The 21,974-nt window shown below is 32.2% G+C and carries 19 protein-coding genes and 1 tRNA gene; 2 read left to right on the forward strand and 18 right to left on the reverse strand.

All coding sequences use genetic code 11. The features are described 5' to 3' along the window. Positions 1-26: 26 nt before the first annotated feature. The 11 genes from GAN53_RS05650 to GAN53_RS05700 form a co-directional block, all read right to left on the reverse strand. Entirely contained in the window at positions 27-683 is a 657-nt protein-coding gene (locus GAN53_RS05650; RefSeq protein ID WP_151409890.1) for a lytic transglycosylase domain-containing protein, read from the reverse strand. Beyond that, entirely contained in the window at positions 680-1,273 is a 594-nt protein-coding gene (gene coaE, locus GAN53_RS05655; protein ID WP_151409891.1) for a dephospho-CoA kinase, read from the reverse strand. The genes GAN53_RS05650 and coaE overlap by 4 nt, the downstream gene beginning before the upstream one ends. Continuing rightward, positions 1,260-3,905, reverse strand: a complete 2,646-nt coding sequence (gene polA, locus GAN53_RS05660) for a DNA polymerase I (RefSeq protein WP_151409892.1) — start codon at positions 3,903-3,905, stop codon at positions 1,260-1,262. Before polA ends, coaE begins: the two co-directional genes overlap by 14 nt. Before the next feature lie 235 nt (positions 3,906-4,140). After that, positions 4,141-4,230, reverse strand: a tRNA-Leu gene (locus GAN53_RS05665). Positions 4,231-4,333: 103 nt separating this feature from the next. Then, positions 4,334-6,295: a sodium-translocating pyrophosphatase gene (locus GAN53_RS05670; RefSeq protein WP_151409893.1), complete on the reverse strand. Its 1,962-nt coding sequence runs from the start codon at positions 6,293-6,295 to the stop codon at positions 4,334-4,336. A gap of 157 nt (positions 6,296-6,452) precedes the next feature. Beyond that, entirely contained in the window at positions 6,453-6,683 is a 231-nt protein-coding gene (rpsR, locus tag GAN53_RS05675; RefSeq protein ID WP_099320978.1) for a 30S ribosomal protein S18, read from the reverse strand. A gap of 21 nt (positions 6,684-6,704) precedes the next feature. Continuing rightward, the gene (ssb, locus tag GAN53_RS05680) at positions 6,705-7,262 is read right to left on the reverse strand and encodes a single-stranded DNA-binding protein (RefSeq protein ID WP_151409894.1); all 558 of its coding nucleotides are present in this window, start codon (positions 7,260-7,262) and stop codon (positions 6,705-6,707) included. 3 nt (positions 7,263-7,265) lie between these two features. Beyond that, positions 7,266-7,550, reverse strand: coding sequence for a 30S ribosomal protein S6 (rpsF, locus tag GAN53_RS05685; RefSeq protein WP_151409895.1), 285 nt, complete (start codon positions 7,548-7,550; stop codon positions 7,266-7,268). Between the two features lie 199 nt (positions 7,551-7,749). After that, entirely contained in the window at positions 7,750-8,694 is a 945-nt protein-coding gene (locus tag GAN53_RS05690) for a P1 family peptidase (RefSeq protein ID WP_151409896.1), read from the reverse strand. 10 nt (positions 8,695-8,704) lie between these two features. After that, complete coding sequence (locus GAN53_RS05695) at positions 8,705-9,394, reverse strand: hydrolase (RefSeq protein ID WP_151409897.1); 690 nt, start codon at positions 9,392-9,394, stop codon at positions 8,705-8,707. Between the two features lie 26 nt (positions 9,395-9,420). Next, the gene (locus GAN53_RS05700) at positions 9,421-10,578 is read right to left on the reverse strand and encodes a nucleotide sugar dehydrogenase (RefSeq protein ID WP_151409898.1); all 1,158 of its coding nucleotides are present in this window, start codon (positions 10,576-10,578) and stop codon (positions 9,421-9,423) included. 293 nt (positions 10,579-10,871) lie between these two features. Here GAN53_RS05700 and GAN53_RS05705 point away from each other — a divergent pair, with 293 nt between their 5' ends. Continuing rightward, positions 10,872-11,873: an MsnO8 family LLM class oxidoreductase gene (locus tag GAN53_RS05705; protein WP_151409899.1), complete on the forward strand. Its 1,002-nt coding sequence runs from the start codon at positions 10,872-10,874 to the stop codon at positions 11,871-11,873. 146 nt (positions 11,874-12,019) lie between these two features. Then, a complete protein-coding gene (locus tag GAN53_RS05710; RefSeq protein WP_151409900.1) occupies positions 12,020-12,919 on the forward strand; it encodes a diacylglycerol/lipid kinase family protein in 900 nt (299 codons plus the stop codon). A gap of 117 nt (positions 12,920-13,036) precedes the next feature. On the opposite strand, the gene GAN53_RS05715 is transcribed toward GAN53_RS05710, so the two are convergent. From GAN53_RS05715 to fusA, 7 genes are all read right to left on the reverse strand, one after another. Further along, positions 13,037-13,951 carry an IS3 family transposase gene (locus GAN53_RS05715; RefSeq protein ID WP_151409096.1) on the reverse strand — a complete coding sequence of 305 codons (915 nt, stop codon included), beginning with the start codon at positions 13,949-13,951 and terminating at the stop codon, positions 13,037-13,039. Then, positions 13,894-14,487 carry a helix-turn-helix domain-containing protein gene (locus tag GAN53_RS05720; protein WP_151409095.1) on the reverse strand — a complete coding sequence of 198 codons (594 nt, stop codon included), beginning with the start codon at positions 14,485-14,487 and terminating at the stop codon, positions 13,894-13,896. The genes GAN53_RS05715 and GAN53_RS05720 overlap by 58 nt, the downstream gene beginning before the upstream one ends. Positions 14,488-14,565: 78 nt before the next feature. Beyond that, entirely contained in the window at positions 14,566-15,801 is a 1,236-nt protein-coding gene (locus tag GAN53_RS05725) for a hypothetical protein (protein WP_151409901.1), read from the reverse strand. Between the two features lie 130 nt (positions 15,802-15,931). After that, the gene (gene pepD / locus GAN53_RS05730; protein ID WP_151409902.1) at positions 15,932-17,332 is read right to left on the reverse strand and encodes a beta-Ala-His dipeptidase; all 1,401 of its coding nucleotides are present in this window, start codon (positions 17,330-17,332) and stop codon (positions 15,932-15,934) included. After that, positions 17,332-18,552, reverse strand: coding sequence for a peptidase T (gene pepT, locus GAN53_RS05735; RefSeq protein WP_263969947.1), 1,221 nt, complete (start codon positions 18,550-18,552; stop codon positions 17,332-17,334). The genes pepD and pepT overlap by 1 nt, the downstream gene beginning before the upstream one ends. A 133-nt stretch (positions 18,553-18,685) precedes the next feature. Beyond that, complete coding sequence (tuf, locus tag GAN53_RS05740) at positions 18,686-19,882, reverse strand: elongation factor Tu (protein ID WP_151409903.1); 1,197 nt, start codon at positions 19,880-19,882, stop codon at positions 18,686-18,688. 15 nt (positions 19,883-19,897) lie between these two features. Further along, positions 19,898-21,970 carry an elongation factor G gene (gene fusA / locus GAN53_RS05745; protein ID WP_151409904.1) on the reverse strand — a complete coding sequence of 691 codons (2,073 nt, stop codon included), beginning with the start codon at positions 21,968-21,970 and terminating at the stop codon, positions 19,898-19,900. Between the last annotated feature and the right edge of the window lie 4 nt (positions 21,971-21,974).

The raw sequence follows: 21,974 nt of genomic DNA on the forward strand, positions 1-21,974 counted from the left end.
AATTAAATTGTTAAATTTCTCAATCATTATCTTATATCCGATAAAATTTGGTCAATAAATTTCATGTAATTATTGTAAGATAATTGTCCCAAATCCGATAATTCCATGTTTGTAGGCAAGCCATCTTTGTAAAAAGTTTTGTATACATTATAATTTGACAATACCTTAGTCACATATTGTCTAGTTTCATTAAAAGGAATTTTTGAAATGTCTGGATCGTCTTTATCCAATAGCCCCTCATCTATCCATTTATCGACATTTCCTACTCCACCGTTGTAGGCTGCAAGGGCAAGTTCTTTATTATTGTAATATTTGAAAAGATAATCATAATAACCTACGCCTAAATTTAGGTTATAATCGATATCGTTTAATTTTTCTGGATAATACTTTTCACCTATAACTTCTGCTGAATGTTTGGCGGTTTCATCTAATAGTTGCATAAGTCCCTTGGCATTTTGGTGGCTTTGGGCATCGTTATCAAAATCAGACTCGACTTTTACAATTGCTGCAGTCAAAAGCGGATCAACATTGTATTTATCGGAATATTTTTTTATTTGATCTTGGTAATTTATCTGAGTTCTTGAGGTCTGATAAGCTATTATTCCATAACTTAGGCCAATAACCGTAAGTATTGTTAGGATTATAAAACCTATAATTTTTCCTAAAAATTTTAAAACTTTCATAATAAATCCTTTTTTTCTAAAATTTCTTTTAATTTTTTATTAAGTTCATCAACTGAGGAACTATTATCAAAAACTACTTGACTTTTATCTATCATATTTTCCGTAGTTTTTTGACTTTCTAACTTGGTTTTGGCAAAAGTTAAATCTATGCCATCTCTTTTTGCTAGTCTTTGCAACTGAACTTGCTCATTTGCCATAACTAGCCAAACTTCATCTGCGGCAAATTTTTCCTTCATTTGAAAATACAAGGGAATTTCAATAAAAACAGCTTTCTTTGAAATTCGGCTTATTTCTTTATTTATTTCTTCCAAAATATTTTTATGAGTAAGTTCATTTAGTAGGGAAAGTTTCTTAGGGTCTGAAAAAATAATTTCCGCTAATTTTTTCTTATCTAAAAATTCTCCATCAAAAGCCTGATCAAAACATCTGGAATTTTTGATGGCAAGATAATTTTTTTCTCCTTTTTCAAGGAGTTTTTTGTTGATTTCATCAGCAGATATTAGATCAAAACCATATTCCTTTAAAAGATTTGACAAGGTTGATTTGCCCGAAGCTATCGTCCCTGTAATTACAATTTTACTTGGATTCATACATACTTTCTCCACTGTCAATTTCCACTTCCAAAGCTACTTTAAGTTTTGCTGCACTTTCCATGGAATCTTTTAATATCTTTTCAGCTTTTTGTTTATCTTCAATTGTTGATTCTAGGATAATCTCATCGTGGATTTGTAGGATTATTCTAGCGTTTACTTTCTCTTTTTTGAGATTTTCGTAAGTTTTTATCATGGCAATTTTGATTATATCCGCAGCTGTTCCTTGGATTGGAGTGTTTAAGGCAACTCTTTCGCCAAAACTTCTTACATTAAAATTCTTAGAAGAAATTTCTGGTATATATCTTCTCCTATTAAAAAGTGTTTGAGTGTAGCCTTTTTCTCTTGCATCTTTAACAATGTCTTCCATGTATTTTTTGATATTTGGATAAGATTTTTTATAATTATCTATATATTCTTTGGCAACTTTTCTTGGTATATTTAGATTTTGCGACAAACCATAATCGCTTATACCATATATTATACCAAAATTTACAGCCTTAGCTCTGTATCTTTCTTCTTTAGTGACCTCATCTATTGGTCTTTTAAATACCTCTGAAGCAGTTTTTGTATGAATATCAACTCCGTGATTAAAAGCATCGATCATATTTTGATCATTTGCCAAGGAAGCTAAAATTCTAAGCTCGATTTGAGAATAATCTGCATCAATTAAAATCATTTCAGGACTTGCTTTGAAAGCTTTTCTAATTTTCCTACCTTCTTCAGTTCGAATCGGTAGATTTTGCAAATTTGGTTCTGTTGAGGATAATCTGCCAGTTGATGCGATATTTTGTCTAAAGGTTGATCTAATTCTTCCATCTTCGTCTATTGAATTTTCCAAGCCTTCAATGTAAGTTGAGCGCAATTTATACATTTCTCTGTATTTTTCAATCTTTGGTATTATTTGATGCTTATCTCTAAGTTTTTCCAAAACTTTGGCATCTGTGGAAAATCCAGTTTTGGTTTTCTTTATTACTGGCAAATCTAAATCCTTAAATAAAATTTCGCCCAATTGCTTTGGAGAGTTTATATTAAATTCACTTCCAGCTAATTCGTATATATCTTTTGTTAAATCTTCTAATATTTGGTCGATTTCTTTTTTCAAATCTTCCAAGACATTGATATCAGTCACAAAACCATTTATTTCCATATCCGCCAAGACTTTTGATAGTGGGATTTCAATATCCTTATAAAGATCCAGCATCTTATAATTTTCTAATTCGCCTATAAGTTTTTCTTTGGAATTTTCTAGTGTGTACAAAAAAGAAGCCATATAATTATATAATTTTTCTTCTTCAAGTTTTTCTAAAGCTATTTTTTTAGCACCCTTACCTAGCAAATCACTTTCATTTAAAACTTCTTTGTCAGAAAAAGATTGGCTTAAATTTTTGATATCGTAGGAAGATCTTGATGGATCGATTAGATAATGCATGAGCATCAAATCATCATAAGCCATATTTACATTTATTCCTAATTTATCGAGCAAAACCAAATCTTCTTTTATATCAAAAGAAATTTTGTTAATTTTGGGATTTTCAAAAACTTCCTTAAAACTTTCAACAAATTTTTTATTTGGATCAATTACATAAGTTTCTGAATCTCTTGTTTTTATGGCAATTTTATAAATCTTAGAATGGATATAATTTTCACCATCAAAAAATGATTTAAAATAAAATTCTTTATCTTTATCTATACTTTTTAGTAATTTCTCAAAATCTTTTGAAATAACATAGTCAAAATCATGAATTTTTTCATCCTTGGTCTTACTATTATTTTCAAGTTTTTCTAAAAATCTATTGAAATTGTATTTGGAAAATTTTTCCTTTAGTTCTTCGATATTAGCTTCTCCCAAAGCTAAATCACTTAGATCTAAATCTACTGGAGCATTGGTAACAATAGTTCCTATTTTTTTGCTAAGATATGCTATATGCTCATTGTCAATTAGGCTTTCTTTAGTTTTTTTGCCAGAAACTTCATCTATGTGTTCGTAAAGTCCTTCCAAGGATCCGTATTCTTTGATAAAGCCTATAGCTTTTTTAGGTCCAATGCCATCTACTCCAGGAATATTATCAGACTTATCGCCCTGTAAGCCTTTTACATCTATAAGTTGTTTTGGAAAAAGGCCATACTCTTCTTTTATGGAATCAACGGTATATTCTGCCATATCAGAAATACCTTTTTTGGTTAAATATACAAAAATATTATCATCGACTAATTGCAAATAATCCCTATCGCCAGTTATTATTACAACTTTGTACCCATCTTCTTGGCCCATATTAGCATAGGTTCCAACTATATCATCTGCCTCATAACCTTCAAGATCAGTATATTTGATATTCATAGAATCTAAAATATCTTTTAAAATTCCAAATTGATAAGAAAGCTCTGAGGGCATCTTATCTCTTGTGGCCTTATAATCTTTAAATTCCTCATGACGGAAAGTCTTGCTACTTCTATCAAAGGCTACAAGCACAGAATCCGGCTTATATTTATCAAAGGCATTTTGATACATGGTCAAAAAACCATAAACTCCATTTGTCATTACCCCATCGTTATTAGTTAGATTTGGCAAAGCAAAAAACGCCCTAAATATTAAAGAAGAACCATCTATTAGCATTAGTGTTTTACTCATTACTCACTCCTTAACTAATAGTATAACTTAAATATGAAATAAATTAAAGAAAATCTATAAATTTAACAAAAAAGGACAGTATTGAATTGTCCTTTTAATATGTAAAATAAAAAAACTACAAGCATTTTATTTTATATCCGTTTATATTCTATTGTATAGAAATAAATTTATAAATATAAAAAGATATCAGCATAAATCAGCCAATATCTTTTTATAACCTTGTATAAATATTCTATGGTGCAGGATAGAAGATTTGAACTTCCACGACCTAAAATCGGTCACAAGATCCTTAGTCTTGCGCGTCTGCCAATTCCGCCAATCCTGCGTAAATACTAGATAATTATATAATTAATTTTTATTTTTGTCAAATAAGTCTATTCAAAGTTTGGTTTAAAAAAAGCGAGGATTTCTCCTCGCCTTTTGTTTTCTTATATAAATAATCCTGCAAATACTACAGAAACTATTGTCATAAGTTTGATTAAAATGTTTAGTGATGGTCCTGAAGTATCTTTGAATGGATCTCCAACTGTATCACCTACTACTGAAGCTTTGTGAGCATCTGAACCTTTGCCGCCTTCTACACCGCCTTCGATGTATTTCTTAGCGTTATCCCAAGCTCCACCAGCATTTGACATAAATATTGCCATCATTACTCCTGTTACCAAAGCTCCTGCAAGTAATCCACCAAGAGCGTGAGGTCCTAAGATAAATCCAACAATTATTGGTACAACAATTGCAAGAATACCAGGGATAATCATCTCTCTTAGAGAAGCTGTTGTTGAAATTTGGATACAATTTTGATAGTCTGGATCTGCATTTCCTTCAAGGATTTGATCATTTTCTCTAAATTGTCTTCTAACTTCATCGATCATTTGGCTTGCTGCTTTTCCTACAGAGTTCATTGTCAAAGCTGAAAATAGGAATGGAAGCATTGCTCCAATAAACATTCCAGCTACTACTCTACTATCAAGTATAGAAATTTCTGTTATATTTATTGATTCTGCATAAGAGATGAATAGTGAAAGTGCTGTTAATGCAGCAGATCCAATTGCAAATCCTTTACCAATTGCAGCAGTTGTATTTCCTATTGAATCAAGTCCATCTGTAATATCACGAACGCTTTCTGGTAGGTAGCTCATTTCTGCTATACCACCAGCATTGTCTGTTATTGGACCGTAAGCATCAACTGTTACTGTAATTCCTGTTATTGAAAGCATTCCTACAGCAGCAAGTGCTATACCAAATACTCCCATAACTTTAAATGAAAGCATAATTGCAATAGCAATTACTATGATAGGAAATACTGTTGAAAGCATACCAGTTGAAAGTCCAGCAATGATGTTGGTTGCAACACCTGTTGATGATTCTTTCGCAATATATTTTACGTGTTTATATTTATCTGAAGTATAAATTTCAGTTAATAATCCTATTAAAATACCAGCTACAAGTCCTGTAATTACAGCAAGAGCTGCACTGTAATTGCCAAAATATTTATTTGATAAGAATAAAGCACCAACAAGAACAATGGCTCCTGAGATATATAAGGTTCCCATTAAAGATTTTTGTGGATTGTTATGTTTACTTACTAAAAATACTATAGAAGCTATGATTGATGCACAAATTCCTAGAGCAGATAAGAATAAAGTAAATTCTATACCAGCATTTTGGAAATAAACTAGACCTAATGTCATAGAAGAAATTATTGCTCCTACATATGATTCAAATAAATCTGCACCCATTCCAGCAACATCGCCTACGTTATCTCCAACGTTATCAGCTATAACAGCTGGGTTTCTTGGGTCATCTTCTGGAATTCCTGCTTCTACTTTACCAACTAAATCAGCTCCAAGGTCAGCAGCTTTGGTATAAATACCACCACCAACTCTGGCAAATAATGCAACAGATGAAGCTCCTAGAGAATATCCCATAAGGATAGCTGGGTCTTTAAAATTGATATATGCAATAATTACTCCAATAAATCCAAGACCTGTTACAGCCATTCCCATTACAGAACCGCCTGAAAATGCAACCTTTAAAGCTCCATCTTGACCTTCTTGGTGAGCTTGGTTAGCACATCTTACGTTACTTGCTGTAGAAACTCTCATACCAATAAAACCTGCAAGCATTGATAACATAGAACCAAGTAAATAACAAATCATGATTCTAACATTTAAAAATATTGCTAGTAAAATTGCTACAACAACGACAAAAATTGCAATGAAGGAATATTCTCTCTTAATGAAAGTCATTGCTCCGTTTCTAATATAGCTTGAGATTTGTTGCATACGCTCATTTCCTTCTGATAGTGGCATGATTTTTGCTTTTATGTTAAAGCCCATGAACACTATAGCTAAAATGGCTACAACTAAAGATAAAATCTCAACAGACATAAAAATACCTCCTAAAAATTTGTATATATATATTTTAATGTATTTGTCAAAGATTTACAATGTTTTCTTAAATTAATAAATAAAAAACGCTTAAGCCATACACACATGCATTAACCTTAAGCGCTTATTATTGCTTATTGAATGTTTAATTTTTATTTTAGTTTTCTTCGTATGGTAATAATGCTACTTGTCTAGCACGTTTAATTGCACGTGTGATTTCTCTTTGATGCTTTGCATTAAGACCTGTCACTCTTCTTGGTAAGATCTTTCCTCTGTCGGAAATAAATCTTTTTAAAGTTTCAATATCTTTATAATCGATCACTTTTGAAGGATCTTTTACAAATGGATCAACCTTTTTTCTAGGTTTGAATCTTCTATTTGGTGCCATGTTATTCCTTTCTTTCTATTTTTAGAATGGAATCCTACCATCATCCTCAATTTCTGTGAAATCATCATCAAAGAAATCGTCGTTATCATCAAAAGCTCCTTGGCTTTGATTATTGTTTTGATAGCCTGTTTGAGAGTAATTATTATTGCCATAATCTTGGTTGCCACCATAATTATTGTTACCATAATCTTGGTTATCACCATAATTACTATTATTGTAGCCGTTAGATTGATTATCATTTCTTGAGCCTATAAATTCAACATTATTAGCCCAAACTTCTGTAGTATAAACAGTTTTACCTGTTTCTCTATCTTGATAAGAACCTGTATTTATGCTACCTTCAACAGCGCATTGACTTCCTTTTCTTAGATATCTGGATGCATTTTCACCTTGTTTACCCCATACAGTTATGCGGATAAAATCAGCTGTCGGACGATTTAAAGATTCTGCTTCTGCTCTTTTTTCTCTACTAAGTCTTTTGTCAACAGCAAGAGTAAAACTTGCCACTGCTTGGTTATTTTGAGTATATCTTAATTCCGGATCTCTTGTTAATCTGCCAATAAGTATAACTCTATTCATTGATTAGTCCTCTTTTCTGATAACCATGTATCTGATTATGGATTCTGAAAGTCTAAGTCTTCTTTCAAATTCCTTGATATGGTCAGGCTCTGATTTAAAGTCTACGATATAATAATATCCATCTCTCATATAATTAATCTCGTAAGCTAATCTTCTTTTGCCCCAGTCATCAACGCTTGTAACTTCACCATTTTCTGCAATTATATTTTTGAATTTTTCTAATAGTTCAGTTCTGCTTTCATCTGTCATATCAGCTTTGAAAATCAATACTGCTTCATAATTATTCATCTTTTCACCTCCCTTTGGTCAACGACCCCGTTAATTGCTCACGGAGTAGAGTGTTACTGATATATTCTACTATTTTAATTTTATTAAGTCAATATTTTCTTATTTAATATTATTATTTTTTTAATAAAATTAATTTTTTTATCTGATCTAGTTGTTCGAAGTAGTTCTATATGATTTTAATAACATCGTCGATTAATTTTCACTTGCTTTTTATTCCATTTTTACTTGTGCTAGCATAAATTGCATTTGCTATGGCTCTTGAAACAACTTTAGCTGCCAAAGCTCCAACTAGATTAAGGTCTGAATTTATTTCGTTAGTTGATAGAGCAAATATTGTATCGCCATCAAATCCTGTGTGAACTGGATTTATCGATCTTGCAAAACCATCATGAGCCATTTGAGAAATTTTTTTAAGCCTTGTTTTATCAAATTTTGCATTTGTTGCAATTATTCCAATTGTTGTATTTTTGTTGGCAAAGCTTGTAAAATCTACCATTGTTTTTGGCATTATATCAAGCGTATTTAAAATTTTCCCATCGACTTTTGGCCCTGCAATTTGGCTTTGTTTTTCATAATCGTAGATATCTCCAAAGGCGTTAACTGCAACTATGGCTGCTACAATCAGATCTTTTACTTTTATACTTGCAGATCCTAGGCCAGATTTCATTGCATTTTCCATGCCCAAAATTTTTCCAACAGTTGCTCCTGTGCCAGCTCCAATTATTCCTTGACGATTTTCATTTTCATTTGCATTTTTGTAGGCAATTTCACCCATTTTTTCATCAGGACGAATTTTCCAATCTTTATAAGCAAGGTCAAATAAAACTGCTTGGCTTACTATTGGCACTTTGCAAACTCCAACATCAAATCCCAAACCATCTTTTTCTAAAGCGTGCATTACCCCACTTGCAGCATCAAGTCCATAAGCTGAGCCACCACTTAAAATTATGGCATTTACAGATTCTACGCTGTTTATTGGATCTAATAAATCAGTTTCACGAGTCCCTGGTGCTGATCCCCTTACTTCTACTGAGCAAGTGTTATTTGCAGGCGGGATTAAGACTGTAAGTCCTGTTCCTGCTTTTAGATTTTCACTATGTCCAATTTTTATACCTTTTATATCGGTAATGTAACCTTCATACATATATAATTCCTTATTGTGCTATATCTTCATTTCTATATTTGTCCATCATTTGGGCAAATACTTCTGCACTTGATGGTGGTGTGTAGCTTATTGCATTAGCTCCTGCTTCTATCGTTTCTAAAATTTGCTCTCCAGTTTTGCCACCTGTTGCAATTATTGGAAATTTATCTCCTATATCAGCTCTAATTTTTCTTACTAAATCTGCTGTATATCTGCCACCAGAAATATTTAAAATTTCTGCACCTGCTTTGATTTTGCCCATATAATCATTTTTAAGACTTGTAACAGTTGCTATTACTGGTATATCGACAAATTCAGATATTTCTTTTATATCGGAATTTGGCATTGGAGAATTTACTACAACTCCATAAGCTCCGGCAAGTTCTGCTTCTATTGCAACATATTTTGATCTCAAACCTTGAGTTGTTCCACCTCCTGCTCCAATAAAACATGGAACATTTGCAACATTAATTATTGCATCAGAAATGGAGTTTTGTGGGGTGTAAGGATATACAACCATAATGCTATCGGCATTGGTATTTCTTATTATTGCAAGATCTGTGGTAAATAGTAGGGATTTAATTCTTTTTTCAAAAATTACAATGCCACTTGCCTTATAAATTTCTTTTGGAACTGTAATAAAAGATTTTCTTAATTTTGAATGAACCAAGGGTACGTATTTTTCTTTTTTCTCGCTCATAAATTACCTCTCGAAAATAATATAATTTAATCTTTGTTATAAATATCTCTTGTGTAAATCTTATTTTTTACATCGACTATTTTTTCATCAATTCTATTGGCAACGATTAGGTCGGATTTTTTAAATTCTTCTAGGTCGTTTACAATTTTTAGTCCGTAAAAATCACTTTCTTTTATGGTTGGTTCATAGATTATTACATTGGTTTTATCCTTAATGTTACTAATTACATCAAAAATCGCGGATTTTCTAAAATTATCTGAACCTTTTTTCATAACTAATCTATATATGCCTACAGTTTTTGGCTTATCTTTGAGAATTTGCTTACTAACAAAATCTTTTCTTATTTTGTTTGACTCAATTACCGCGCCAAAAATGGAATTTGGTACATTTTCATAATTTGCATAAAGTTGTTTGCTATCTTTTGGAAGACAATATCCACCATAACCAAAAGATGGATTGTTATAATAATTTCCAATTCTTGGATCGGAAGATACTCCATCTATGATATCTTTTGTCTTTAAGCCTTTGATTTCTGCAAAAGTATCTAATTCGTTAAAATATGAAACTCTCATTGCAAGGTAGGTATTGGCAAATAATTTCACCGCCTCAGCTTCTGTAGAATCCATAAAAAAGACTTGAGGATCATTTTTGGCTTGATTTTGGTACAATCTAGCAATTTTTTCTGCTAAGTTACCCCTATGACCAATTATAATCCTTGAAGGATAGAAGCTATCTTCTAAGGCCTTACCCTCACGCAAAAATTCTGGTGAAAATATTATATTATCACATTGATATTCTTCTCTTTTTGCCTTTGTGTATCCAACTGGTATGGTTGATTTTATTAAAATCGGAAGATTTTTATTTTCTTTTTTGATTTTTTCAATTACTTCATCTAAAAAAGATGTATCAAAATATTTTGTATCTTCATCATAATTTGTTGGCAATGCTAAGATAGCAAGATCACTATCAGCAAATAAGCCCTCTGGATTAGTCCTAACTTCTAAATTTAAATCTTCATTTGCCAAATAGGAAATTATCATTTTATCTTCTAAAGGTGATTGTTTTTTTGAAATCAAATCAACTTTATTTTTGTCAACATCTATTCCTATTACTTGGTTGTCTATAGATAATAAAATGGCATTGGATAATCCTACATATCCAAGTCCAAAAACTAAAATTTTCATAAATACACCTCATCAACAAATATCATACATTTAGAAAACAACTTTACAATATAATTTTGTCAATTTATAAGAATATCAAACTCTTGAAATAAAAAATAAGATCTATAATTACATAGTTGTTGAGAAAAATTATAGATTTTATCAGTTAAAATATTTCTAAAATTTATAAAATGATAATCCATAAGTTTTTTATATGACTAATTGTTATTTTATGAAATATATGTAATTATCAAAGCTTTATTTCAATCTGGTATAATTATATATATCATTTATATTATTAAAAGGAGGATTTAGTGAAACTAGGAGTTCATGATTTATTAATTAGAGAAGTTAACCAAAGTAACGAAGAAGTCTTTGAAAATACAAAAAAATTAGTTGAAGAATTAGATAAACTTTCTTATGATAGGTATTGGTTTGCAGAGCATCATGGATTTGAGAATTTACTTTCTGTATCCCCTGAAATATTAGCTAGTTTTTTTCTATCAAGAACTAAAAATTTAAATATAGGAACTGGTGGAACCATGGTTATGCATTATTCTCCACTAAAAATCGCAGAAACTTTTAAAACTATGGAATATCTTGCCCAAGGCAGAGTAGATCTTGGAATTGGTCGTGCTCCTGGTGCCGGTGCTTATGAAATTCGTGCCTTAAATAAAAATTTCTCAAGTAAATCTCGTGATTTATTTGATGAAATCAAAACCTTGCTTGATTATTTACAAGATAGAAAGCCAGATGACTTTACCTATTCTATGGCAAAGGCCATGCCAAAAAGTGGTGAAAATCTTCCCCGTCCATGGATGCTAGGATCAACTGGTCAAGCTATTAAAAAGGCTTCTGAATTTGGAATTGCTTACTCACACGCAAAGTTTTTTTCTGTAGAAACACCAGCAAAATTATTTGAAGACTACAAAAAAAATTTCAAACAATCAGCCTTTGCGGATAAAGCATATATTTCTATGTCCTATCAAATCCTAATTTCAGATGACAAAGAGGAGCTAGAGTATTTGGGGAAATCCTTTGATTATTTTCATATTCAACAATATAGGGGTAGCTCCAAAGGGTTAATCGATCCTGAAGAATTAAAAGATTATAAGTTTACCAGTCAAGAAGAGTCAATTCTTAAAAAATCTTATGATGCTAGGTTTATATTAAAAGGAAGCAAAAAAGAAATTGCTAATATTTTGGAATATGAAATTAAAACTTATGGTATTGATGAAATTCTTGGATTTACACCAATATATGGACTAAAAAATAGGATTAAAACCTACAAGGCTCTAAAGGAAATATTTGAATAAACATCGATTAATCATAAAAAAATTGTTTCTTAAAATTTATAAGCAAGAGTAATCTCGAATAATTTTATGCAAAAGATTTTTTTACTTAATTTTAAAGAATATCTATTAATTAATTTTAGCTACAAATAATTGAATAGGATGATTTTATGAGAAAGTTATTTTTAATAAGCTCACTTGCTGGTGCAACTGAGTTTGATTTTTCTAAAAAACAAATTGAAGAAATTTACAAGTCCTATGGCAAAGAAGATGAGATAATTGTCAAAGAAACCAAATACAAGGATCATATCAAAGAAATTGTTAATGATTTTCTAAAATCTGATTTTGACGAAAAAGTTATTATCCTTCTTGGTGGTGATGGATCCTTAAATGAAGTTATTAATCTTTGCCAAGGTAAAGATGTTGCTATTGGCTTAATTCCAACAGGGACTGGCAATGATTTTTCTAAAAACTTCGATTATTCTAATTTTAAAATCGAAGATACTTTTGATTTTGAAATTAGACCTATAGATCTGATAAAAGTGAATGAAAAATATTGTATCAACGTCACAAGTCTTGGTTTTGATACAGAAATTTTGTCAAAAGCCTACCAATATTTAGAAAAAGATAAGTCATTGGGCAAAAAAGCCTATGTGAAAGCAGTTATTAATAGAATTTTTCATCTTTCCTATATGGAATTAGATATTTCTTTGACCTTGGCTGACCAAAGGAAAATCAATCTTAACAATGAATATCTAATTTCTGCCATTTGTAACGGCTCTTACTATGGTTCAGGCTTTAATCCTGCACCAGATGGGAAAATTGACGATGGGATAATCAATTTAGTTCTTTGTGAAAAATTCCCAAAATTTAATCTCATTCCCCTAATATTAAAATATAAAAAAGGCAAACACCAAAATTCCAAATATTTATCTGAGTATAGGATAAAGAGTGGAAAAATACAAGCAAATAAGGAAATTTTGGCAAATATTGACGGAGAAATTTTTAAAACAAAAGAAATAAACTTTGAAATTTGCCCAAAAGCCTTAAATTGGTTGTATTATAAATAAAAAAGCTGGTAATTATATTCTAAGGTGACCCCACAAAGTTGGACCTAATACCAGAGTTAGAACTAAACTAGCCCTGGTATTTCTTTGTCCTATCCTACCCCTAGGGGTAGGAAATTTTTATGCTGCATTCTTCTTTCTGTATTCTATTGGTGATAAGTATCCTAATTTTTCTTTTATTCTTTCTTCGTTGTAATATTTTATGAAATCTTCAATTGTTTGTTTTAAGTGCTCGTATGAATAGAATTTATTTCCGTAATATATTTCTTGTTTTAATATCCCAAAGAAATTTTCCATTGGTGAGTTGTCTAAGCAATTTCCTTTTCTTGACATGGATTGAGTGATGTCATTTTCTTCTAGTTTTGATGTGTATTGCTTTACTTGGTATGCCCAGCCTTGATCAGAGTGGAATATTCTTTTTTCTTTATTTTTATTAGTTACCTCTATTGCTTTGTCTAAGGCTTTTAAGATTGGTTCTATTGTTGGGTGTTTTGATATTTCATAGCTAAGTATTTCACTGTTGTACATATCTAGGTATGGGTTTAGATAGAGTTTCTTTATTTGATATGTTCCTGTTTTATCTTTTTCTAAATACTTAAATTCTGTTGTGTCTGTTGTTATTTGTGTGTATGGTGTTTCCACTTTAAAGTTTCTTTTTATTTTGTTGTCTGATATTTTTCCTACCTGTCCTTTGTAGGATGAGTATTTTCTTGTTTTTCTTGAATAGCTTTTTACTTGAAGTTTTAACTTTTGAACTAATCGTTGTACTTTCTTTTTGTTTATTATCAGTCCTGATCTTTTTAACATTGCTGTTATTCTTCTGTAGCCGTAGTTTGGATTGTCTTTTCTTATTTTAAGTATTTTCTTTTCTAATTCTAGATCTTTATTTGGTTTATTTAAGCGTTTTTGCCAATACATGTATGTTGATTTGGCAATGTTAAAGTATTTTAACAAGTCTTTTAGTTTGTATTTATCTCTTAAGACTTTGATTGTTTCAGCAATTGTCTTATTTCTGTATCTGTCATTTGAGACAATTCTATCTTTTTTTTTATTGCATCATTTTCTAATTGAAGCCAATAGTTTTCTTCTTCTAATTTCTTTATCTTTTCTTTTAGTTGTGCTTGTGTTAATGATTCATTTTCTAAATTAGTTATGTTTGCTGATGATTCTATTTTAGTGTCTTTTGATCTCTTTGGGGATTTTGGCATTTTTGAAGGTCTTCCTCTCTTTTTAGATCTAAGTCCTTCAATTCCTTTTTCTCTATATTCATTGACCCATCGGGTGATTATTGATGGATTATTGATTTTAAGATTGTTTGCTAGGCTTTGATAGGACATTTCTCCTGTTAAGTACAAGTTTACTACATTTAACTTGAATTCCAAAGTATATTGTGTATTTTTTCTTTTTACTTTTAGTCCTTCATAGCCTTGTGATTTGTATGCATTTACCCAGCTTTTCACTACGCTTTCTGATGGTATGCAATATTTGTCTGATAAAGATTTATATGAGATGTTTGATTCTAAATATTCTTTTACTACTTTCATTTTGAATTCTGTGCTATATTTTGCCATTAAAAAACTGACCTCCGTTAGTTAGTTTTTAGGTCTAACTTTTGGGGGTCAGTTCAATTCTTATTACCAGCCACTTTATTATTCATTTTCAAGATCATTTTTGATATAATCTTCTGCCATATTTTCTAATTGCTCATTATCTACGTTTGATTTTTCTATCAAATTTTCAAGTTTTTTCTCATCTTTTTTAGTAAATTTTATACTATCGTCTACTTTTTTTCTCATATAGTAAGCTATGCCAACTCTCCAGTAGTTTTCTTTTTTTATATCTTCTTTAGTTCTAAACCAAGATATAAGAAGTAAAAACATCATAGCTATTCCTACATAACCAATGATGGGATAAAAAACCGAAACAAGTTTTTTAAATCCGCCAAAACTTAAAGCAAAGCCTACTAAAGTTATGACTACCAATAAAAACTTAAATCTATTTTCTTTACCATTTGAAAATCTTCGAGCTAGGGCATAAAAAAGTGAAATCCCCGTATTAAATATCATTCCAAATATAACTAGAGCCATGATTTTCCCAAGAACTGGATTTATATCTGAAATTATGTATAACATTGGAATATCAAGAGTTGCCACTTCTCTAATGCGTATAAATAAGGTAAAAGATATCAAAATTCCCAAAAGACCAGCAATCGCTCCGCCTAATAGTCCACCAATTCCAGCATCTTTTGGATTTAGTTCTTCTCCTCCTAAAACAAATCCCATTGAAACGCCACTCATTAGGCAAACTCCGTAATAGTTTAAAATAGTAAATATTAGCGAATTAAAATTTGACGGTAGTTTTATAGCAAAGTCATTAAGACTTGCCCAATCAGCTTTGAAATTGATAAAAGTATAGATAGAAGCTATTAGGGTTAAAATAATTATCATCGGCGTAAAAGAGCCTATAACTTTGGAAACTTTTTCAAAATCTAACATGCCAACAATTATTATCAAAGATGCACAGATAACTTGACCAATCCATTTGTCTATTGCAAAAGCTTGGTTTAAATTTGAGCCTGCTCCTGCTATCATTACAAATCCCATAACAAAACAGGTAAAAATAAGACCAAGATCCATAAATTTACCTATGAATTTATTGGTTATTTCTCCAAAAACGTCAGAATGATCGCTTGCCAAAAAGTGGGAACCCATTGTTAATAAAATTCCACCAAAAAGTATATGCAAAATCCCAACAATTCCTATGCCGATAAGACCAGGAATTCCTAGAGAAACAAAATATTGCAAGAGTTCTTGACCAGAAGCAAGACCAGCCCCTGTTACAACTCCAACATAAGCTAACATGATTGTAAATGATTTTTTACTCATAAAACCTCCAAGAATAATATTATACTGGTTTGTTATGTTTTATAAAGAATTGTATATAAATTATCTATTAAAGAAAATTTAACAAAAAAAGAACATAAACCCTGTTATATAGGCCTATGTTCTTATGATTTTACTTAATTTCTTCTAAAAGTTTTTTAACGTAAGCAAAAACTCTTTGGCAAGATTTAATTTCTAGCTTTTCTTCTGGACTGTGAGCGCCAGAAATATTTGGTCCAATTGAAATTATATCTAAGTGTGGATATTTTTCGTAGAAACAACCACATTCAAGACCTGCATGAATTACAATCGTATCAAATTCCTTGCCTTCCATTTCTTTGTAGACTTTTTCAGCAAGTGGTCTAAGTTTTGAGTTTTCATTATATTCCCAACCTGGATAAACTGCACCAATTGTATAAGCTAGAGAATTTTCTTCTAAAATTTTTCCTATTTTTTCTCTTAATTCATCAAGGGCTTCATGGTTTGAAGATCTTAGAGAAATTTCGCTTTTTAGATTTCCATCTTCTTCTTTGATTAAAGCTAAGTTGTCTGAAGATTCAACAGTCTTACCATCTTTCATAAAAGTATTTACGCCTGTAGGCATAGTATTAACCATTTTTATTACTCTTTTGCTAAAGTCCTTGCTATAAGCCTTTCCCTTAGCTTCTTTAACTGCTATTTGTAAATTTCCAAGCAAATCAGAATTTTCTTTTAAAACTTCTTCTTTTGCCTTTTCAATTTTTTCTAAACTTGTATCAAAAACCAAAACTTTGCCGGTAGATGGGATTACATTGTCAAAAGTTCCGCTTGTGAATTCTCCAATGCTTATTTCATCTTCAATTTTTTCTAAGATTTGACCTAGGATTTTTACTGCATTTCCTCTTTTTTCATGGATTTGCATACCTGAATGTCCACCTAAAAGTCCTGATAATTTAATTTCAAAGCCTTCTTTTTCGCTTAATTCTCCAATTTCTTGGCTTACGAAAAATGTTATGCCACCAGCAGAACCAACTGTAAGTATTCCTTCTTCTTCAGAATCCAAATTTATTAGATATTCCCCTTCTAAGACATCATCTGCCAAAGCTAAGGCGCCTGACATTGAAGTTTCTTCATCAGTAGTTACAACTAATTCTAGTTGTGGGCCCTTGTAATTTTTATCTTCCAATAGGGCAAGACCCATTGCAACTGCTATACCATTATCTGCTCCCAAAGTTGTATCTTTAGCTTTTAGATAATCTCCATCAATTACTGGAATTATAGGATCTTTGGTAAAATCATGAGTGGAATCTTCAGTTTTTGATCCAACCATATCCATGTGACCTTGGAGTATAACTTTTGGTGCATTTTCATAGCCCTTAGCTGCATCTCTTCTTAAAATAACGTTTAAATTTTCATCTTGATAAGTAAAAAGACCCAATTCCTTGCCAGTTTTTATTAAATAATCTGAAACTTCTTTTTCATGATGACTTACTCTTGGTATCTCCATTAGTTTTGAAAAATAATAAAATACTCTTTGAGGTTGTAAATTTTCCATTAATTATTTCCTTTCGCATTATTTATTATGATATTTTTAATAACTTCGTAAGATTTTTCCATCAAATCTACAGAAACTATTTCATATCTTCCATGATAATTATACCCACCTGTAAACAAATTTGGTGTTGGAAGTCCTTTATATGATAGGCTTGCTCCATCTGTACCACCGCGGATAGGCTTGATAATTGGTGTAAGTCCAACATTTTCTATGGCATTTTTTGCCAATTCCACAATTTCCATATGTGGTTGAACTTTTTCTTTCATATTATAATATGAATCTTTAATAGTAATATCTATAACATGTCCGTATTTTTTATTTAAAAAATCGCCTATTTCATTTAGCAAATCTTTTTTGGATTGGAAAGAATCTTTAAAAAAGTCTCTAACTATATAATCCATCTTAGCACTTGCTGCAGTTCCATTTATTTCTTGAAGCATATAAAAACCCTCATATCCTTCAGAATATTCTGGTCTTTGGTTAACTGGTAACATAGAATTAAATTCCATGGCAAGTAAAAGTGCGTTGATTAAAACATTTTTGGCAGAACCTGGATGAACAGCTTTACCTTCTATATCAACACTAACGCTACAAGCATTAAAGTTTTCGTATTCTAATTCTCCTACTGGCCCACCATCAATTGTATAAGCAAAGTCAGCACCAAATCTTTTTACATCAAATAAGTCTGCTCCTCTGCCGATTTCTTCATCTGGTGTAAAAGCGATTTTTATATCGCCAAATTTTAAGTCCCTATTTTCCATAAAATACTTGGCTATTGTCATAATTATTGAAACACCAGCCTTATCATCAGCTCCAAGTAAGGTAGTGCCATCTGTTGTAACTAATTTATGACCAGTCAAATCTTTTAAAAACGGAAATTCTTCATTGGTTAATTTGTATTTTTCGTTAAGAATTATGTCGTCTCCATCATAATTTTCTATTATTTGTGGATTAACATTTTTACCGCTTAGCTCTAAGGCTGTATCCATATGAGCTATAAGTCCAATTTTGGGAGCATCTTTGATAGTTCCATCAATTGAAGCATAAATATATCCATTTTCATCTTGCACTGCATTTTCAATGCCAATTTCTTTAAGATCTGCTACTAATTTTTTTCCTAATTCCAATTGTCCTTTTGTTGATGGGCAAGAGGAGCTTTTATCGTCACTTTGTGTATCGTAACTTACATAATCTAAAAATTTATCTAACATATATGACATAGTAACCTCCGTTAGTAGTGTAACACTTAATCCTTGACCTTGTCAATTTGATTACAATAAAGCTTATACGAAAAAAAGAGCAGACTATTTGTCTACTCTTTTTCATGTTTATTGTTTAGTGTAATAACACAGATTATTTAACAACCTTTGTTACTACTCCAGATGCTACTGTTCTTCCACCTTCTCTTACTGCGAATCTTAGGCCTTCTTCTAGAGCGATTGGTTTTTGTAGGGTGATTTTAAATGTTGCGTTGTCTCCTGGCATTACCATTTCTACGCCTTCTTCTAGTTGGATATCACCTGTTACGTCTGTTGTTCTGAAGAAGAATTGTGGTCTGTATCCACTAAAGAATGGGGTGTGACGTCCACCTTCTTCTTTGGTTAGTACGTATACTTGTCCTTCGAATTCTGTGTGTGGGTGTACGCTGCCTGGTTTTGCTAGTACTTGGCCTCTTGAGATTTCGTCTCTTTGTACGCCTCTTAGTAGGATTCCTACGTTGTCTCCACTTTCTGCTTGGGCTAGTGATTTGTGGAACATTTCTACGCCTGTTACTACTGCTTGGCTTGTTTTTTCGGTTAGTCCTACGATTTCTACTGTGTCGCCTACTTTTAGGGTTCCTCTTTCTACTCTTCCTGTTGCTACTGTTCCACGGCCTGAGATTGTCATTACGTCTTCTACTGGCATTAGGAATGGTAGGTCGTTGTCTCTTTCTGGAATGTCAAAGTATTCGTCTACTTCTTCCATTAGTTTTAGGATTTTGTCTGTCCATGGGCCTTCGCCACCTTCTTGTAGGGATTTTAGTGCTGAGCCTACTACTACTGGGCAGTTGTCTCCATCGAATTCGTATTCGTTTAGTAAGTCTCTTACTTCCATTTCTACTAGTTCGATTAGTTCTGGATCGTCTACTTGGTCTTCTTTGTTTAGGAATACTGCTATTTTTGGTACGCCTACTTGTCTTGCTAGTAGGATGTGTTCTCTTGTTTGTGGCATTGGACCGTCTGCTGCACTTACTACTATGATTGCTCCGTCCATTTGTGCTGCTCCGGTGATCATGTTTTTAACGTAGTCTGCGTGGCCTGGTGCGTCTATGTGTGCATAGTGTCTATTTGGTGTTTCGTATTCTACTACTGAGGTGTTGATTGTGATTCCTCTTTCTCTTTCTTCTGGAGCTTTGTCGATGTGTTCGTAGTCTACGTATTCACCTGTGCCGTATTTTTTGTTTAGTGCTTGGGTTATTGCTGCTGTTGTTGTTGTTTTACCATGGTCTACGTGGCCAATGGTTCCGATATTCAAGTGTGGTTTGGTTCTTTCAAATTGTTGTTTACTCATTTTAATCTCCTATTATTATTTATTTAATACTTCTTCTTTTACTGATTCTGGTACTTGAGCATAGTGGTCAAATTGCATTGAGTATGTTGCTCTACCTTGTGTTTTTGAACGAAGATCTGTTGCGTATCCGAACATTTCTGATAGTGGTATGAAAGCATCTAATACATGGATTCCATCTTTTGGATTCATTCCATCGATTTTACCACGTCTAGATGATACATCGCCCATTACGTCTCCAAGATATTCATCTGGTGTTGTAATCTCAACTTTTTCTATTGGTTCAAGTAATACTGGTTTCGCTTTGGCTACTGCATTTTTAAGTCCCATTGAACCTGCTACGTGGAAGGCTACTTCTGATGAGTCTACTTCGTGGTATGAACCATCAAATAGTACTACATGCATATCAACCATTGGATATCCGCCAAGGATTCCTGATGTTGCTGCTTCACGTACACCTTCTTCAACTGGTCTGATGTATTCTTTTGGTACTGCACCACCGACAATCTTACTTTCAAATGTGATTCCAGATCCTTCTTCTCCTGGTGTAACTCTAAGATGTACATCACCGTATTGACCAGAACCACCGGATTGTCTTACAAACTTACCTTGAGCTTCTGCTTCAGCTGTGATACCTTCTCTGTAAGCTACTTGTGGGTTACCTATATTTGCTTCAACTTTAAATTCTCTTAGAAGTCTATCTACGATAATTTCAAGGTGAAGTTCTCCCATTCCTGAGATTATTGTTTGTCCAGTTTCTTCATCAGATCTGGTTACAAATGTTGGATCTTCTTCAGCAAGTTTTTGTAGACCAATTATCATCTTATCTTGGGATGCTCTTGTTTTTGGTTCAATTGCTACTGAAATTACTGGATCTGGGAATTCCATTTTCTCTAAGATGATTTGATCATCTTGATCACATAGGGAATCTCCTGTTGTTGTATCTTTTAGTCCTAATAATGCAACTATATCTCCAGCATAACCAACTTCGATTTCTTGTTGCTTATTAGAGTGCATTTGCATTATACGACCAACACGTTCTCTTTTGCCTTTGGTTGCATTAAAGATATATGAACCAGATTGTATTGTTCCAGAGTAAATTCTTGTATAGATTAATTTACCAACGTATGGATCTGTTACAACTTTAAAGGCAAGAGCAGCAGTTGGACCATCATCTGTTGCTTTTCTTTCAAGTTCGACTGTATCGTCTTTAGGATCAGTTCCTTTGATATTTGGAACATCAAGTGGGCTTGGCATGAAATCTATTACTGCATCAAGAAGTGGTTGAACACCTTTGTTTTTGTAAGCTGAACCTAATAAGCAAGGGAATATTTTTTGTTCAATTGTTCCTTTTCTTATTGCAGCTTTTATCTCTTCAACGCTTACTTCTTCGCCCTCAAGATATTTCATCATTATATTATCATCAATTTCTGATAATTCTTCAAGCATATTATTTCTGTATTCTTCAGCTTGAGCTTTAAGATCATCTGGAATTTCGCTATATAATGGATGAGCTCCTAAGTCTTCTGTATTGTAGGTTACAGCTTCCATTGTTACTAGGTCTACTGCACCTTGGAATTGTTGTTCGCTACCTATCGGAATTTCAAGTGGTAGCGCATTAGCTTTTAGTTTATCTTTTATTGTTTCTACTGCCATGAAGAAATCAGCACCTGTTGCATCCATTTTGTTGATAAAACAAATTCTTGGAATGTGGTATTTGTCTGCTTGTCTCCATACAGTTTCTGATTGTGGTTCTACCCCGCTTTTTGCATCAAATAAAGCTACTGCACCATCAAGAACTCTAAGTGATCTTTCTACCTCTACAGTAAAATCAACGTGTCCTGGAGTATCGATAATGTTAATTCTATGATCTTTCCAAAAAGCTGTAGTAGCAGCTGAACCAATGGTAATTCCACGTTCTTTTTCTTGATCCATGGAGTCCATAACAGCTGTACCATCATGGGTATCACCTATTTTGTAAATTTTACCAGTGTAATATAAGATTCTTTCTGTTACAGTTGTTTTTCCGGCATCGATGTGAGCCATAATTCCTATATTTCTGGTATCTTTTAGTCCTACTTGTCTAGGCATTTAT

The organism is Anaerococcus sp. Marseille-P9784 (genome assembly GCF_902500265.1).
Taxonomy (GTDB): Bacteria; Bacillota; Clostridia; order Tissierellales; family Peptoniphilaceae; genus Anaerococcus.

Coding starts and splice junctions, on each gene's coding strand:
- rpsF (WP_151409895.1), bottom strand. CDS start 7,550: ATGAATAATTATGAAGCAGTATTGATTTTCAAAGCTGATATGACAGAT.
- GAN53_RS05690 (WP_151409896.1), bottom strand. CDS start 8,694: ATGTATGAAGGTTACATTACCGATATAAAAGGTATAAAAATTGGACAT.
- pepD (WP_151409902.1), bottom strand. CDS start 17,332: ATGGAAAATTTACAACCTCAAAGAGTATTTTATTATTTTTCAAAACTA.
- GAN53_RS05710 (WP_151409900.1), top strand. CDS start 12,020: ATGAGAAAGTTATTTTTAATAAGCTCACTTGCTGGTGCAACTGAGTTT.
- ssb (WP_151409894.1), bottom strand. CDS start 7,262: ATGAATAGAGTTATACTTATTGGCAGATTAACAAGAGATCCGGAATTA.
- GAN53_RS05650 (WP_151409890.1), bottom strand. CDS start 683: ATGAAAGTTTTAAAATTTTTAGGAAAAATTATAGGTTTTATAATCCTA.
- GAN53_RS05720 (WP_151409095.1), bottom strand. CDS start 14,487: ATGGCAAAATATAGCACAGAATTCAAAATGAAAGTAGTAAAAGAATAT.
- pepT (WP_263969947.1), bottom strand. CDS start 18,552: ATGTCATATATGTTAGATAAATTTTTAGATTATGTAAGTTACGATACA.
- rpsR (WP_099320978.1), bottom strand. CDS start 6,683: ATGGCACCAAATAGAAGATTCAAACCTAGAAAAAAGGTTGATCCATTT.
- GAN53_RS05695 (WP_151409897.1), bottom strand. CDS start 9,394: ATGAGCGAGAAAAAAGAAAAATACGTACCCTTGGTTCATTCAAAATTA.
- GAN53_RS05670 (WP_151409893.1), bottom strand. CDS start 6,295: ATGTCTGTTGAGATTTTATCTTTAGTTGTAGCCATTTTAGCTATAGTG.
- fusA (WP_151409904.1), bottom strand. CDS start 21,970: ATGCCTAGACAAGTAGGACTAAAAGATACCAGAAATATAGGAATTATG.
- coaE (WP_151409891.1), bottom strand. CDS start 1,273: ATGAATCCAAGTAAAATTGTAATTACAGGGACGATAGCTTCGGGCAAA.
- polA (WP_151409892.1), bottom strand. CDS start 3,905: ATGAGTAAAACACTAATGCTAATAGATGGTTCTTCTTTAATATTTAGG.
- GAN53_RS05725 (WP_151409901.1), bottom strand. CDS start 15,801: ATGAGTAAAAAATCATTTACAATCATGTTAGCTTATGTTGGAGTTGTA.
- tuf (WP_151409903.1), bottom strand. CDS start 19,882: ATGAGTAAACAACAATTTGAAAGAACCAAACCACACTTGAATATCGGA.
- GAN53_RS05700 (WP_151409898.1), bottom strand. CDS start 10,578: ATGAAAATTTTAGTTTTTGGACTTGGATATGTAGGATTATCCAATGCC.